The following is a 16,049-nucleotide window of genomic DNA, read 5'->3' as shown; positions in this document are numbered from 1 at the left end:
AAGGCCTATTCGCCAGTGAGCGGTAAGGATCGACAAGAGATGGCGACCCTGCAAGAGCCCACCCGCAGCCCTGGGGTAGGGAAGCAGCGTCCCCCCGGCGACATCCACTCCGCCATGACTTGGATTCTCCAAGAGCCGTGGGCATCGTCGCTCGGGGAACCTCGGATATCCAAGGAACTGCATGGCCGAAATCGCTGCACGAAGAGCAGGCCGCAAGTCCATTCTTTGGACGCAGCTGTTTCTGGCGGGAGTCTGTGGGCTGATCACCTGCGGACGACAGGTAGCGGACGTGAAGCCCGAGGTGAGCGGCAGCAACTTCTGGCCGGTTCCCGTGGCAAGCACCCGAGCGCACCTCGCTCCCTTCGGCGATGGCGCGCATGCCTGGGTCCTGGACCAGGGCGCTGTCTCCATGATCGATCACAGAGGAAACCGCCTTTTCCCTGGCAGCCTCTGGCCCCAAAAGGGCATCCACGCTTCGGAACTGGTCCGAACGAACGTTCCTGGCAGAGCCTGGGTCATCGGACACACGGCGGATCCGAGCGAAACGCAGGCCCCAGGTCAGGTGTACCTGATCGATGCCACGCAAGATCCTCCCAGAAGGCATGTCGTGCTCGAAGCACATCCACTCCAGCGCATCAGCGAGCAGCCCCCCGCAGCGCTCTACAACGTGTATTGGAACTCAGCCCTTCCACAGGATTGGAGGCCTCACGCGTACCTCTGGGTCCTCTTCCATCGGGCCGGTCGGTCCTTCCTTGCGACAGTCGATGCATCGGGGAGCCTCTCTCCACCCGTTCTGCTCGACATCGACACATGGGGGAGCCCGAACGACTTGGATGCGTTGCGTGTCATTCCTGTCAACGGTGGACAACAGGCCTGGCTCAAGACGAAGGACCGGCTCTTCTTCGTGGATGCCCAAGCCGCCAAACCTCTCGGGAAACCGCTTCTGAGGGCGGAAAAGATTCATTGGGTGCTCCCCAGCCCCCAAGGTACGAGCGCCTGGGTGGTGATGGACGCGCCTGCCCAGACAGGAACGGTCGGCACACGGCAGCTTTATCGGGTCCAAGCAGATTCCTCCTCGGGCCTGCCCCCCATTCTCCTTTTGAAGGGTGAAGAGATCCGACAGGTCGTCCCCAGCGCGGATGGCACTCGCATCTGGGTTGCCGCGGCAGCGTGGAGCAACACGGCGGACTCGGGAGGAGTCTACCTCCTGGACATCGAGGGACGCTCGCTACTCCCCGGCGGGGCACTGCTTCGCGGAGAAGAGGTGCTCTCGGTCGTCACGCGCTCGGGCCTCGTCTGGCTGATGACGCAGTCGGGCAAGGCTCGCTTCCTGGACGAGAATGGAACGGTACTCGGCAGCAAGGACCAGGCGCTCCCCTGGGCCCAGGCCCCTCCCAAGGCCTTCCATGGCATCTTCCCGTTTCTCCTGGGCTCCGATGACATCTTGCTGTGGGAGACCCAGGCCTTCCATGTCCGGGGGGTTCATGGCTCTATTGAAGTGACCCCCCTCCTCAAGGGTCTGGAGCTCTTATCAGCGGATGCAGAGCCCACGGGTGATGGGGCCTGGCTCCAGTCGGCCCAGGACAACAATCTCTACTTCATCTCCCTGCGAAAAGAGCGGTACCTCGAAGAGCACCTGGTGCTGAAGTCAGCGAATGCCGCCTACGTCTTTCCAGCGGGAGATGGTCTGCATGGCTGGATTCAGGGCATTCCCACCAGCTTCGCCTATGTTCCCCTCTCGGAAGTAGGAGCGGCGTTGAAGCTGGAGGGAGGCTCCCTCGAGGTCAAGAACGGGCGGGACGTCACCCTCCAAGGGCGGCTCAACATCCGCGCACCCCTTCGACAGAATGAAGCCTCCAGCATCGAGCTGAGATGGCCGGGCCGTGACCACGCCACCCAGGCCGCTGGAGTTCTGGAGTTCTCCCTCTGGGATGAGCGCACTCCCCACAGGCTCGTCGCTTCCGGCACCCGGCGGTTCAGCCAGGGGGCCCCTCCTCCCCAGCTCCAATGGAACCTGGATGACTTGTTCGTTCAGGACGGCCTCTACCGGATCGTCTTCCGGTATTACGACCAGACGGGGATCGACACGACCCTGGTGCTCCACCACATCCCCTTCCGCACTCCCCTCATCGAACAGGTCTGGTTCCGCACGGGTATCGCCTGCGTGATGGCGACGATGCTCTTGGGGATCCCCCTGGTCCTCCTGCCTCGCACGCGGTCCGCCCGGAGCTGGCTTCCCTTCATCGGATGGACCCTCCATGTCCTGGCGGGCAGCGGACTGGCGTTCTCCGACGTGGCCCACCGCCTGAAGATCCACTTCCCCACCTTCGTCGGGGTGCTCTTCGTGGAGGTGCTCCTCGGACTGCTCCTGGGAGCGTTCTCTCCTCCTGTCTTCCGCTTGCTTGCCGGGATCAAACCCTTTCAATGGCTCACGCCCCTGGCACTCGCCGTGCCAGGAATGCGTCGGCGGCTCTTCGCCAACTATGTCGCGCATGGTTGGCGCAAGCTCATGTCCCAGCGTCGCCAGGCCAACAACGAGCGTTACGTCTCCCTCCCCGCGGACCTGCGCGAAGGAGGAGTCCACCCCGGTCAGCCTGACTCACCCGAGGCACCGCGTCCCCCGGGCCCTGTGACTTCCCCCGAGACACACATCCGCGACTTTCTCACCGTGTCCGAGTGGCACCCGCAGGCCAGCGTCCTCATCGAGTCCCCTGGAGGCAGAGGCAAGAGCGCATTGCTGAGAGAGTCCATACGACAGCTCCTCCTTCGCTTCGAGCAGGATCCTTCAGGCCCCCTGCCCGTGTTCTGTGACGCGCGGAGTGGCACGCTGCTCGAAGCAGTGCAGCGGGCCCTGGAGGCCGATCCACTCCTCTGCGAACTCCAGGAAGCCATGCTGCAGCGAGGGGACTATGTCTTGGTGGTGGATGGACTCACGGAGTCCTTGCTGAGCTCTGAAGCGATCCAGAGCTTCCTCGATGGAAAGTATGGACGAACCGTGAGACTGCTGTGTACCAGCCGCCCGCATGATGGGTTCCGGCACGCCATCGAGAGTTCCTCTCGCTGGTTGCACGTTCAGCCCAGGCGCCTGGATGAAGAGACGTTGGGCTGGTTCATCGACGCTTACCGCCCCGAGGGAGCGCCCGAGCTGCGCGCGGAACTCCTGGCCGCGTGCCGGGGACCGGACGGAACCTACCTGCCCATCCTCGTCCGGCTCGCACTCATGTTCGGCCACGGTCCCGCCAGTAATGTCTCCGAACTCTATGAGGCCGCCTTCCGCGGCCTGCTCCGAAGGCAGGATTCGAGCCTCCACGACGCCGAGGACAGTGAGCTGCTGGCCTGGAGCAGCGCACTCTGCCTGAGGACGTATTGGGCCAATGGGGTCCGCGCGTTGCGCTACCGCAATGCCCCAGAGCGGCCCCAGCTCGAGAAGCTCTTGAAGGCGGGAGTGCTGATCCCCGACGAGCCCTCCCTCGAACGGAGCCAGACGCCCCTGCAAGTGCGGTTCTTCCACGACTCGATGCAGAGCTATCTCACGGCCTGTGGTCTCTTCGCCCAGGAGCACGCCAGGCCCACGTGGGAGGTCCTCTGGCGAGCCGCCGCGGATCCCCTCTTCACCAGCGCCCAGTCCGAGCTCCTCGCGGGGGCCGGGTCCGAGCTGTTCCAGATGTGCCTGGAAGTGTTTGGCCCCGAGGAACGCCTGCGCAGGGAACTCCAGCGGCAACTCCTGGAGTGGAGCCGTCTCTACGATGACTCGCTCACGAAGAGAGACATCATCCAGGCAGTGCCCACGCCCTTGCAGCGGCCGTTTCATCAGCGCCTACAGGACAGCTCCGCCCTCGCACCGCGGGACGTGCTGGGCACTGCCACCGCCGTCTGCGCCCAGGCCGGGCTGCCCATGCTTGGCGTGCTCTACATGCGCATCGCCACGTTGGTCTGGCCCTTCCGAGAGTCGAAGCCACGGGTGGACGAAGGGGGAGTACCTCCGGAGTCCCCGGAAGCGCCGCATTGATGTGCCCACATCAAGACACCGGAGCGCTCCTGGGGGGCGGTAACCGATTGCACACTTCGGTCTCATCCCGATTGTGCGTCCTTCCTTGGGAAGCCCACTATGCGACCGCCTGCTTCAGGGGGGACTATTTATGATGAGCGCGCGTCCAAGCCGCGGCACGCGGGGACTTCTCTTCCATGCGTTCCTGTCTGCCGTTGCGGCTGGAGCCCTGGGCTGTGCATCCGCCAGCGTGTTCGCCCACCATTCTCCGATGCATCCGTCCAGCGCGGAGCCAGTGACTTTCAAGGCAGTCGCGACCGGGGACATCGACAGGGTCATTCTCTCCTACGAGCGCTTCACACTCTCGGAGTCCGCTACCGGAGACCTTGTCCAGGTTCTGGATGGTCCACCCGTGGAAGTGAAGACGTGCCAGGCTTCGGGCGTCAAGTCGTTGGAGTGCATGCACACCATGACTTCGGCGTTCCCCGACAACTCGCTCATCACCTTCACCGCCAAGGTGATCGACACGGGAGGGGGCTCCGAGATGGAGGCCTATTCGTTCGCTGCGGGCGAGTACCCCCTGCGGACAGCTCCCATCCCTATCCGTCTCAAGGGAGGCACGGCGGAAAAACTCGATGTGATCTTCATCCGGGACACGGACATCGCCGAAGCTTCCTTCAGAAGCGAACTGGAGAACCTCATCCAGGGAACTTATTTCAGATACAGCGAAATCAAGACCTGGCGTGGCCTCTACAATTTCTATTACTCGAAGTGGGATGGGGACTACGAGGCGGATTGCCTTTTCACGGCGCCGGGTAACTTCGCCGAGCTGGATGTGTTCGGGGATGCCCTCGTCCTCCTGCATCAGGCCGAGCTGCGTGACTGCCGTGCTGGCAAGTGGATGTCCTCGGAGATTCAATATGACAAGAGCATCCTCCACGAATCGGGACATGTCCTGTTCAACCTCCAGGACGAGTACTGCTGCGATTCCTTCTACTCTCTCCAGAGCTGCAACCAAAACCTCTGGAGCAGCCTGGCCGACTGCCAGGCCGAGGCCTCGAAACTCAAGTATCCGGCGGCGAGTTGCACTCAGCTCTCTTCAGACCAAGGAACACTCGCGCTCTGGCGCATCGATCCCGCGACGAGCGCTCAGGGATGCATCATGGGCCCCTCTCAGCACTCAGACGGCTCGACGTTCGGCAAGGCCTGCGCCCGGCGCATCCACTTCCGCTATGAGCAATGCACCCAGGGCGAGTGCTTCCCATCCCCCGAGTGTCCCTGAAGCGCGGAGGGCCCCATCATGAGAGGAGTGAAGCCCATGTGTTCGAAATCCTTGCAGCCCGTCTTCACCGCGGGACTCGCCCTCCTGTGCGCGGCGTGCGCCACCGCGCGTCTCCCCCAGGAGCAGCCATCTGCCGCGCTGGCGGCCAATCGCACCAGCAACCCCCTGCGGGTCGAGGCGCAAAAGCAGACGCTGCTGGCCGTCAAGGTGGTGATCACGGCGAGTGGCGTTCAGCCCGTGAACTCCACCATCGTGCGAGCACCGCTTCCGTCCAACAGCGCGATCCAGGATCTGAGCGTCAGGACCAAGGCGAACCAGACCGTCTTGTTCGACTACACCATCGCGGATCCCCGGCTTGCGGAGGTGGAGGGACGCCAACCTCTGATCCTGCCGAGTGCTCAAGCCATCCTCTATGCACCTCTCTCGGAGCAGGTGACGACCCTCGAGGTCATCGCCCTACCAGGCCGCCCGAACGTGTCCAAGGGCGGAGCCTTTCCGATCGAGGAACTCGCCAGACGAGCGTGTCGGGAGCGCAGGGTCCTCGAGGAGTGCCAGGCGCTCTTGAATGAACGATAGAGGCCTTGAGTCTCCTGAATCTCCTTACGGAGTGAGCAGCATGGACCGCGGCACAAGTCGGCGGGACGACACGCCATCTCCCAAGGTGTCAGACAGGTTGGAGCCCCAGCCTCTGAGCGTGCCGTCCGAGCGCAGCACCCATGAGCTGCCCGAGCCGGTGGCCAGGACGGCCTGGGCGTTATCCACGCCCTGCACCTGTGCCGGAGTCTTGCGCTGGGTGGTGACAGCACAACCTGGGAGACCAGGCCGCCGTGAAGGGGCCTGGGACCCAGGGTGCGCCCCCGGTGCTCAGGGACGACGTGAGGTGCGGAGTGGGGCAGTGCCCTTTCGTGGCTCGGTGTGTTGCCACGATGCCCCTTGCTCAGGTGGCTCCTTGCGGTAGAGAGAATGCCCATGAGCAAGAGTCGGTGTACCCACTGCAACGCGCCCTTGGCCGAAGGCACTACCTTCTGTGCCTACTGTGACCTGGGCCCGGGAGGGGTCGCGCGTCCTCCTCCGCCTGCGCCCTCCGCGGTGACGGAGGCCGCCAGCAGTGGGGTGACTTTCCTCATCGGCCTCGTGCTGTTCCTCTTCCGCCAGCTCGTGCGCCTGGTCGTGTGGCTCGTGCCGCCTTGGTCCCGGAAGACGAAGATCGCCCTGGGTGTCGTGGGGCTGGTGTTCGTCGGATTCGTGGCAGTCGTGCTGGTGCTCAACGCGACGGTGTACTCCATCCATATGGATGCACCGCGGTACAGCGCCAACCCGCTTCCTCCCAGGCAGCGTCCGATCGAGTCCTTCAATGTGGCGCAGGTGGTCCTGGACATGCGCGACACTCCCGACCGGACCCTCGACCAACGCAAGCAGGCGTGGCGGGAGAAGTATGAGGGCCGCTGGGTGTCCTGGAAGGGCACCGTGGATACGGTGTACCCCAATATCGGGCACCTCAAGTTGCTGACCGTGGACGACCCGCGCATCCAGCTGGAGGTGAAGTTCGACCCCATTCACGCTCCCCAACTGGAGAAGCTCCAGGAGGGGCAGGAGGCCCGCGTGAGCGGCATGCTGTGGGGTTACGACTTCACGCTGAACATGCCCCAGCTCTCGGAGGGCGCGCTGGTGGGTGAGCGCGCACCGGGACACGTCATGGACGTGCCCTGACGTCACCCACCCCGCGGTGGACCTGGAATCAGAGCCCCGCCACCTTCGAGGAGCTGGACACCGTGTAGGTGAAGGAGAGCTCCTGCTGGGAGCGCGGCGAGGCGTGTACCTCGAAGCGGACGATGCCGTCCTGGCTCACCTTCGCTGGCGCGGGCTTCGTCTTGTCCTTGAGCAGCTCGATCTCCACCGCCTCCACCTCGGAGACGGGCATCCGCTCCTCGATGGCGATCTGCTCGGCGCGGTTGCCGGTGTTGGACACGAAGAGCTTCACGAAGTGCGTGCGCGTACGCCGACCGGTGAGCCGGTTGGTGTCGAGCTTGTCGTCCACCTGTCGGGCGATGCGCAGGGTGTCCTCGCTGCCGAAGCCCAGCTTCACCCGCTCGCCCAAGCCCGCGAAGGACAGCTGCGCCCGTCCCACGTAGCCGCTCGTGCGCACCAGATCCACCGGGCCCGCCAGCAGCACCGAGGCTCCCTTGTTCTCGAAGCGCGCCACGCGGTGAACCAGTGGCGAGTGCTCCGGCGTGCCCACCAGCTCCGAGGTGGCCGGCGCGGTGAACTGGAACAGCGGCACGCGGTGCGGCGCGCCGTCCGAGGGCAGGGTGACGCGGTGGAGCGCCTTGAGCGTCAGCGGCTCGCCGCCATCATCCAACCCCGGCATGTCCTGGGTCGGCTGCGCGCCGCCCTCGCCCGTGGTCTGGATGGTCTCCTCGCGGATGGACACCTCCACTACCTGCTTCTCGTGCTGCGTCTTGTCGCGCAGATACAGCCGGTCCTCCACCAGTCGCGGCGGCGAAGCGCCCAGGGTGGGGCGCGCCGTCGAGAAGGCCATCTCCACGTCCTTCCAGTCCTCCTCGGTGCGCTGCCACACCACGGCCTCGCACTCGAGCGTCACGGCTTCGCCGCCCTCCGTCGGCCGCAAGGTGGCCCGGTATGCCGGGCGCCACACCGCGCAGGGCACCAGGTACGCCACGCCCACCGTCACCGCTCCGCCCGTGGGGTGGTTCAGCTCCATCTCCGCCGAGGTGATCAGCTTCGTCTCGGGTTGCTCTCCCTGGGCGAACGCGCTCTGGGCTTCCTCCAACTGCCGCTGTGCCCGGGCCTCGCGTTTGCGCGCCTGGCGCAGTGCCTCCTCCGTGGAGGCGATCTCCGCCCGCACCGCCGCCAGGTTCTGGCGCCACGTGTCCAGCTCCGCCTTGCCAGCGCCTGTTCGCTCCGAGATGGAGCGGAGCACGTCCTGCTGGGCGGCGGTCGCCACGTTCAGCCGTGCCTCCAGGCGCAGCACATCGCCCTCGGCCAGGCGCGCGGCCTGTTCGAGCGACTCGACGCGGCGGCCGAGCTCCGTGCGGTGCTCGCGCAGTCCCTCCTTGGGCTGCTCCTTCCAGACGCGGCTCACCCGCGCGCCGACGAGCGCGCCTCCGGAGAGGGAGATCTGCAGTGAGCGATCCACCGCGAGCGGCGAGAGGCCCTCCACGCGCAGGCGCTGCGGGCCGGCGGGCAGGGTGACTTCGCCTCGGCGCTCCACGAGCGCGCGGTCCTCGAGGACGGTGACCTTGATGACGGGCAGGGTGACGGTGGTGCTCACTTACGTCCTCCGGTTGCCACCCTGGAGCATCTTGCTCGAGGGGATCTTGACGAGCCACGTCGCATCCAACGCCTGCTTCTCTCCCGCCTGCAGCGTTACCCGCCACGCCCGCTCGCCCTCCACCGGTGAGTCTCCGGGCAGCGGCGTGGGCGCGCGCCAGGCGGGCTTCACCTCGGCCTCCTCCACCTTGATGTCCTTCTCGGAGACGGGGACCACGGGCACGCGCTCGCGGATCTCCACCGTCACCGGGCGGCCCAGCCGGTTGGCCACCTCCAGGGAGACGCGGTGCGTGAGCACGGTGGCGCCGCCGAACACGCCGCCCGAGGCCTCATCGAAGCGCGTGTTGCGCGACACCTTGATGGACTCCTCGACGCCCAGTCCCAGCCGCTGGGTGGCGCCGGGGGCAAGCGTGGGCAGGGGCGAGGTCATCAGGAACTCGTCTCCCAGCGTCACATCCACGGGACCGGCGAGCAGCGCGTGGGGCGTGCGGTTCTCCACCTTCACCGTGCGGAAGACCTGCGACTCCATGGACGGCACGCAGAGGTACTCGGCCGTAAGCCCCACCGGCGCGGAGAACACCGACACGGTGTGCCACGCACCATCCGAGGGCACGTCCATCCGCGTCTCCACGTCATAGCGGTAGTCGAAGTACGGGGTGGACTGGCGCGGAGGCACCGCCCAGGTGGGCGGGGAGACATGGTGGACGGCGTCCATGGACTGCTGGCTCACGGCGAGCAGGGTGACGATGTCGACCTGGACGTGAACCGCCGTCAGCGCGACCAGCTCCAGCGAGGAGTAGACGGGGCGGGGCTGGAGCTTGCCGCGGCTGCCCGGTTGGTGGGCGGGGAGCAGCTCCAGCCGGTCGTAGTCGAGCAGGTTGCCCGCGGGCTCGAGTCCAGCGGGTGCCGAGGGCTCCAGCTCGGAGGGCGCCGCTCCGCCGAAGGCGGCTCCATCCAGCAGCTCCTCGGACTCGTCCATCCCCAGGTCTTTGCTGGGCCTGTTACGGGGCGCCGCCTTCTTGGCGCGTTCCAGCCCACCTCCGCCCCGAGAGCGCATGGGCATGGCGGCCGTCGGCGCGGGAGGAGGGGGCGCGCCCGGCGCGAAGAAGCCACCCGAGGACTTGGGCGCGGGTATCGCCTGCATGGACGGAGCCATGGCGTCCTCGTCCATCTCCGGTTCCTCGGACTGGGGGGCCATCTCCGGCACTGCCTCGCGGTACCCGGGCTTGGCGGGAGCGGCGATGCTCCCGGTCGGCATCTCCAGCCGTGGCACTCCGCCGGTGATGCTGCGCCGCTGTTCCCTGGGCGCTGGAATGGAAGGGCTAGGGGGAGGAGGGGGCGGGGGAGGGGAGGCTCTGGCCGCGGCGTCATAGCCGCTGAAGAGCTCATCCAACCCAGGAGGCGGCTCGCGCCAGCCCGAGCGGGCCGGGGGCGGCTGGCGCCGGCCGATGCGCAGGGCCTTCAGCTCGGGCACGTCCGCGCGCCGGTGCAGCTCGGCGGTGGACAGGGCCAGCTTCACGTTCGTCCAGTCCTCGCCGGTGCGCTGCAGCACGGAGGCGCGCATCCGCAGCGTCCCGCCGTCCAGCGAGCGCGGCATCCGCAGCTCGTACCCAGGAACCCAACGGGCTCCGCGCACCGCGTACTCCAGCGCCAGGCGCGTCTCCCCGGCGGCACTGTCCGCCTCGGAGAGGGTGATGATGGCGGCCCGGTACAGGACCGCGCGCTGGCCGCGGATGGACGACGAGCCCTCATTCAGCCGTCGCCGGCGCAGCTCCACCTCGGCGATCGCGTCCCGCTGCTGCCGCTCCAGGTCGAGCTTCCGGGAGTAGAGCGCGGCCAGCTCCTCGTCCACGAAGCTGGCCAGGGTGAGGAGTGTGGAGGGGGAGGCCTGACGCGGCTCCTCTCCCAGCTTGGGCTTGGGGTAGGAGGGCCCGAGGCGCTGGGTGGCCTCGATGTTCTGCTGGATGCGCTGGAGCTCGGCGCTGAGGCGCATCAGGGAGTCCTGGGCCTCCTCGAGCGCGCGGTACTCGGCGGGGACATCCGGCTCGGGAGGCAGCTGGATGTCGAAGCTGGGCCGGATGTCGCGGACCGCGAGCCCCGAGGGCCCTTGGAGCACGGAGGCTCGGAGCGAGCCGGTGTTGAGCCCTAGCGGCAGGCCATTGATGCGCAGCTGCGTGGGCAGCCGGCCGTCGGCGGCGGACACCGTGGCGACACGGGTGCAAAGCGCGCCGTCGGCGTGGACCGTGACCGCATCCAGGACGGACGGGACAACGAGCATGAAGGCCCCCTCCAGTGAGAGGCACACAGGCTAGCGAGCCCTCGCCCAGATCGCGAGGGCTCACTGACGTATGCTCCGGCCCAAGAGGTGCTGGTGAGTCCGATGATCTGCCCTGCCTGCGCTGCGTTCCGTCCCCAGGACGTCGGAGCCGAGTGCCCCACCTGTGGGGTCGCGCTCGTCTCCCCCTCCGAGCCGCACCTGGAAGAGCTGGTCCGCACCCGGCTGCGCCACCGGATCGACGATTGGCGCGAGCGGGAAGTCATTGACGCGCGCACGGCGGTGAAGCTGCGCGCCTCGTTAGAGACACCCCCGGCAGAGAGCCCGGCACCACCGCCGAGGGGCTCGGCCCCGGACGTGGAGAAGTGGGCGGATGAGGTCGCCGGCTCGCTCCAACGTCTCGCGTCCTGGAGGCCGGGCTGGGGCGCGGCGTTCTTCCAGGCCATGGAAGAGGCGGCGAAGGCGGAGCGAGAGGCTGCTGCCCGGCAGGGAGCGCGAGGCCCGCATCCGGGGGGAGACTCCGGAGCGGAGGGTCTGGGCCTGGCGATGAACTCGGGGGGAGCGCTGTTCTCCTCGGCGGGAGCGGGGGCGCTCGGCGCGGGCCTGGAGGCCATGGTGGCCCTCGACGCCTCCGGCGACGCTCGTGGGCGTGAGGGCTCGCTCAAGCTGCATGAGTATGTGTGGTGGTTCCTGGGCGCCCTGCTGGTGCTCGGAGGCTCCCTCATGGGGGTGCGCGAGGCGTGGCGGGCGCTGGGCGGTGTGCCCCGCCAGCTCATCGTCACGGGCGCGCTCTTCGTCTACCACGCGGGGTTCATCGGGCTGGGGGTGTTCCTGGGCCGGCGCTCGCTCTCGGCGGGGCGGGTGTTGGCGGGCATCGGCCTGGCCCTGCTGCCCGTGGTGTTCGTCGCGCTCGCCGCGCTGACGGCCATGGCGCCCGGGGTGGGAGTGGCCGGAGCGTTCCTGGTCAGCGGACTGGGCCTGCTCACCTTGCGAGCGGCTGGGAGGCTGTTGCACGGCGCTTCGGTGGGCTCGCTCGCGGTGGCGTTGTTCCCCTCGCTGCTAGCGGGGCTGCCGCTGATGTGGCTGGGGGAAGAGCCCTGGCCGCGTGTCTTCTGCGCCTTCGCGGGAGTGGTAGCGGTGGCGGCCTCGCTGTGGCGGTCGGAGAAGGCGGGGCAGGGGATGGCGCCGCTGGTCAGCGTGGGCGTGGCGCTCTATGGCGCGCTGGCCCTGGCCCTCTTCGCCATCACGAGCGCGCCCGAGGGCTTCGATTCGCTGGAGCCGGGAAGTCCCACCTTCGCGGGCATGGTGCTGTGGGCAGTGGCGCTCGCGGCGGTGGTCGCGGGGGCGGCCACGCGAGAGGCCATCCGCGAGGCGTATCCGCGTGCCGCGCCCGTGCTGGAGGTGCTGGCGCACGCGGTGCTGGCGGGCGGTGTGCTGGCGGGAGCGGCTTCCGCGTTTGCCCTCGTGCCGGGGGATGACCCTTGGGTGGACCTGGTTTCCGCACTCACTCCGGCAGCGGCCGCGCTGGCGTTCTTCCTGCTCGAGCCCCGGCGGCGCGCGCTGGTGCATCTGGGCGTGTTGGCGGTGACGCTGACGGGCTTCTTGCTCGCGCGCGCGCAGATGCCGGGAGAAGTGGCCTGGTGGTGCGTCGGCTCCGCGGCGGTGGCGTCCGGGTTGATGCTCGTGGCGCGGCAATGCGAGCGCGGAAGTTTGCGACTGTGGCTGCTGGGCTGGGGCGTTGTCCTGTCCCTGGCGTCGATGCCCCTGGTCTCGGTGGCGACGTGGATCTCGGGACAGGGGAGCGCGTGGCCGAAGTTCGTCACGGGCACGCTGGTGGCGGTGGCGGCCCACCTCGCCGCGGGCCATCGGTGGAGGAGCCTGCACTACCTAGGTGGAGTGGCGGTGCCTTTCGCGATGCTCGCGGCCCTCATCGAGTTCCCCCTTTACGGCGGAGACTGGGCGACGGTGGCCGTCTTCACGCTGGGAGCGGCACTCTATGGGGGCGCCGCGCTGCTCCACGGGGGCTGGGCTCGCCGCTCCGGGGGGACGCTGGATCTCTCGCCGCTGGATGACCTCTCCCTGGTGGGGGCCTCGCTCGCGGTCGTGCTCCTGACGGGGCTGACGCCGGTGGCGCCCGAGGCGCTCGGTGTCTCCGGAGTCCTGGGAGAAGGCCTGCTCTCTTGCGCGCCGACCGTGCTCGCCTCGGCGCTGTTGCTGCTCAGGGCCAGGCGGGACCGGAGCCGGCTGGTGTCGTTCCTGGCGGCCTTGGGAGGCGTGGCCGCGGCCATGCAGTTCTGCCGCTTCGCCTGGGATGCCTCCGACGTCCGAATGCTGCTCGTTGCCCCGGCGCTGGTGCTGGGGCTGGCGGTCATCTCCGCAGGGAGAGGGAGAGGCCTGCTCGATGCCTCGGGAGCGGCAGAGGCTCTTCGAGGAAGGAAGATGTTCGGGGGCCTTCCGCTGCCGTTCCCGGAGACAGGGCGTCCGCTCTTTACGGATGGGTTTGCCAGCGCGGCGCTCCTGGTGGCGCTCTACGCCACGCTGCCGCTCATCGCCTGGATCTCCAACCCCGTCGCCACCGAGCGCTCCACGGTCCTGCTCGCCAGCGGCCTGCTCGTGGGCAGCGCGTTGCTGACCTTCTTCTCGCGCGGCTTCGTCGCGTGGCGCCTGCGGGGCTCGGTGGTGGCGCTGGCCGCCAGTGGGGGACTCATCGTCCTGACCTCCCAGCTCAACCGCGCGGGGCGTCCCCTGCCGCCCGACGTCACCGCCTGGCGCCTGCCGCTCATCGGCGTGGCGCTCTGGGGGCTGGCGCTGGTGGCGCGGCGCTTCGGGCCATGGCTGGCGCGCAAGCTGGAGAACGAGCCGCAGGGGCGCCTCTATCACTTCGTGCCGCATGCCGGCGTGGCGGCGCTGATCCTGGTCCTCATGAAAGGCCCCTTCCAGTTGGTGGGGCTCGACGAACCTTCCCGCGCGCTGGGGTTGGTGCCACCGCTCATGCCATTGGGGGCTGCGCTGCTCTCGCTGCTGCTGGCGGCCTCCTTCCGTCGAGTCGGGCTCGTACACCTGGGACTGTTGATCGGACTCCAGGGTGCCGGGCTCTGGGCCGCGCAGCAGGCGCTGCTCGGGCCCGAGCTGGTCGCGATGCCGCTTCCAGACGGCCCATGGGTGCGAGCCGAGGCCGTGGCGACGTGGCCGGGGCTGTGGTGGGAGCAGCCCGAGGCGTGGCTGCCTCCGGGGGCGACGCGCTTCCTCCTGTGGCAGCGGGCGTTCGCCGGAATCGCCGCCGCGGGGCTCGTGTATGCCGCCGCGGCGCTCCTCCAGGTGCGGGCAGGGGCGAGACTGGGCTTCCTCCGGCGCCTGCTGTCTCAGGTACAGGAAGAGCTGCGAGAGGTTCATGCCCAGAGTCTCGATACCTTCCGCGATGCGCTGCCGCGGGCTCTGCGTCGCTGGGCGACCCTGGCGGCGGTGCTGGTCTTCGCCGCGTCGTTCTTCCTGCCGGGAGTCCCGTCGGCCGCGCTCGTCCTGGGAACGGGCGTCGTGCTCTTCCTGAGCGGCGCGCGCTCTCAGGGGAGGATCATCTTCGGCGCGGGAGTCCTGTTGCTCGTCCACGCCGTGGCGCACCTGGCGCCCGTGGTCGCGGCCTGGCCCGGTCCGCTCCTGGCCGCCGTGGCGCTGGCGATGGTCCTCCTGGCACCCTGGGTGGCCCGGAGGCGCGGGCTGAACGCGGATCGGGTTCGACTCAGCGCCCATCTGGCCGCGACGCTCTATGCGCTGGCCGGCACGGTGTATGCCCTGGCCGCTGGAGGAAGGACCGAAAGGGACTTCGCGGTGCCTCGGCTCCTCGAGGAAGCGCTGACCCGGTTGGATGGGCGTTGGATGCTCTCGCCCGCGTTCCCCGTGACGGTGGCGCTCGTGGCCGCGCTCCTGCTCGTGGGCGCGTTCCAGTGGCGGGGGGCGCTGGCCTCGGTGGACGCGCTGGCCGGCACGGTGCTCGCGGGCTTCGCCGCCGTCTGCGGCCTGTCCGTGGTGATGGTGGCGCGGGAGGGCTGGCAGCGGCCTTCCTATGAAGAGCTGGTCACGGCGTATGGCGCGGCCCTGGCGATGGGGGCCGCGGTGAGCGCCACGCTCGTGCATGCCGCGGGGCAGTGGCTCCGCGAGCGGCGCCTGGACGTGACGTTGGGCCTGCGCTGGGGACGGGATGTGTGGCTGCTGGGGTGTGGCGGGCTGCTCACCCTCGTGGCGCTGCTGCTCCAGAGCCCGGAGGCGGACACGCTGCCCCAGGCCCTGGCGGCGCTGGGGCTGACGGTGCTGGTCTGTCTGCACTGTGCCTGGAGTGAGCACACGGGTCGGCACGTGTACTTCGTCCAGGTGGCCGTGGTGGGCGTCTACGCGCTGGTGCGCGCCCTGTTCGCCACGGACCTGCGCCCCGAGCACGACGCGCTCTTCGCGCTGGTGCTGGGCTTCGCGCTGGTGGGCGTCACGGTGCTGGCGCGGCGGGCGGGCATTCCCCCGGTGGCGAACGCGACGCGGAGGTTCGCCGCCCTGCTGCCCCTGCTGGTGTGGGCGGTGCTGCCCTCGGAGGCGACGGGAGAGGCGGCGCTGCTGGCGGGCGGCTCGGGCCTGCTCTACGCGGCGATCGGCGCGGTGGAGCACAGCCGGTGGTTCGGCTCGCTGGCGGCGGCGGCCTGCAACCTGGCGCTGCTGATCGCCGCGCTGTCCTACGGGCTGGACGGGCTCGAGGTGTACCTGGCGCCGCTCGGGCTGTTGCTGTTGATGCTCGCGCAGCTCTTCTCCCACGGCCTGCCCCAGGCGGCGCGCAACGCGGTGCGCCTGCTCGGAGGCTTCCTGCTGTACGTGCCGGCGGCGGCCAAGCTTTCACTCCAGGTGGGGCTGGCGGCGGATGGGACGTATGCCCTCATCTTCGGAGGCGCGTGCCTGTTGGGCGTGGCGGTGGGAATGGCGCTGCACATCCGCGCCTACCTGGCGCTGGGCACGTTGTTCCTCACACTGGATGTGGTGGCCAACCTGGTGCATGCGGGGTTGAGGGACCACCGCGTGGGCTTCGTGGTGATGACGCTCACGGGGCTGGCCATCGTCGGTGGCCGGGTGCTGGCGACGTTGCGGCGCCAACAGTTGGAGGCGCTGATGCGCAGCGTGCGCGTCCAGCTGCGCGGCTGGGACTGAGGCGGCAGCGGAACATGCTGCGCGGTGAATCC

At 68.5% G+C, this 16,049-nt stretch carries 7 protein-coding genes; 5 read left to right on the top strand and 2 right to left on the bottom strand.

All coding sequences use genetic code 11. The features are described 5' to 3' along the window. Positions 1-1,099 precede the first annotated feature (1,099 nt). From SYV04_RS04745 to SYV04_RS04730, 4 genes are all read left to right on the top strand, one after another. The gene (locus SYV04_RS04745) at positions 1,100-4,009 is read left to right on the top strand and encodes an NACHT domain-containing protein (RefSeq protein ID WP_321544380.1); all 2,910 of its coding nucleotides are present in this window, start codon (positions 1,100-1,102) and stop codon (positions 4,007-4,009) included. A 130-nt stretch (positions 4,010-4,139) separates the two neighbouring features. Then, positions 4,140-5,270, top strand: coding sequence for a hypothetical protein (locus SYV04_RS04740; RefSeq protein ID WP_321544379.1), 1,131 nt, complete (start codon positions 4,140-4,142; stop codon positions 5,268-5,270). A gap of 36 nt (positions 5,271-5,306) precedes the next feature. Then, positions 5,307-5,846, top strand: coding sequence for a hypothetical protein (locus tag SYV04_RS04735; protein WP_321544378.1), 540 nt, complete (start codon positions 5,307-5,309; stop codon positions 5,844-5,846). Positions 5,847-6,239: 393 nt separating this feature from the next. After that, on the top strand, positions 6,240-6,980 hold the full coding sequence (locus SYV04_RS04730; RefSeq protein ID WP_321544377.1) for a hypothetical protein: 741 nt from the start codon (positions 6,240-6,242) through the stop codon (positions 6,978-6,980). A 28-nt stretch (positions 6,981-7,008) separates the two neighbouring features. Here the strand turns inward: SYV04_RS04730 and SYV04_RS04725 are convergent, their stop codons facing one another. After that, a complete protein-coding gene (locus SYV04_RS04725; protein WP_321544376.1) occupies positions 7,009-8,562 on the bottom strand; it encodes a mucoidy inhibitor MuiA family protein in 1,554 nt (517 codons plus the stop codon). Further along, positions 8,563-10,839: a DUF4139 domain-containing protein gene (locus SYV04_RS04720; RefSeq protein WP_321544375.1), complete on the bottom strand. Its 2,277-nt coding sequence runs from the start codon at positions 10,837-10,839 to the stop codon at positions 8,563-8,565. It abuts the gene before it with no gap. A 102-nt stretch (positions 10,840-10,941) separates the two neighbouring features. Here SYV04_RS04720 and SYV04_RS04715 point away from each other — a divergent pair, with 102 nt between their 5' ends. Beyond that, a complete protein-coding gene (locus tag SYV04_RS04715; RefSeq protein WP_321544476.1) occupies positions 10,942-16,017 on the top strand; it encodes a hypothetical protein in 5,076 nt (1,691 codons plus the stop codon). Positions 16,018-16,049: the final 32 nt, after the last annotated feature.

Origin of the sequence: Hyalangium ruber (genome assembly GCF_034259325.1) — a bacterium.
GTDB lineage: Bacteria > Myxococcota > Myxococcia > Myxococcales > Myxococcaceae > Hyalangium_A > Hyalangium_A rubrum.
Note: the sequence above shows the minus strand (reverse complement) of the source record. Positions and strands in the feature narration are given on the sequence as shown.

Coding starts and splice junctions, on each gene's coding strand:
- SYV04_RS04740 (WP_321544379.1), top strand. CDS start 4,140: ATGATGAGCGCGCGTCCAAGCCGCGGCACGCGGGGACTTCTCTTCCAT.
- SYV04_RS04715 (WP_321544476.1), top strand. CDS start 10,942: ATGATCTGCCCTGCCTGCGCTGCGTTCCGTCCCCAGGACGTCGGAGCC.
- SYV04_RS04735 (WP_321544378.1), top strand. CDS start 5,307: ATGTGTTCGAAATCCTTGCAGCCCGTCTTCACCGCGGGACTCGCCCTC.
- SYV04_RS04730 (WP_321544377.1), top strand. CDS start 6,240: ATGAGCAAGAGTCGGTGTACCCACTGCAACGCGCCCTTGGCCGAAGGC.
- SYV04_RS04720 (WP_321544375.1), bottom strand. CDS start 10,839: ATGCTCGTTGTCCCGTCCGTCCTGGATGCGGTCACGGTCCACGCCGAC.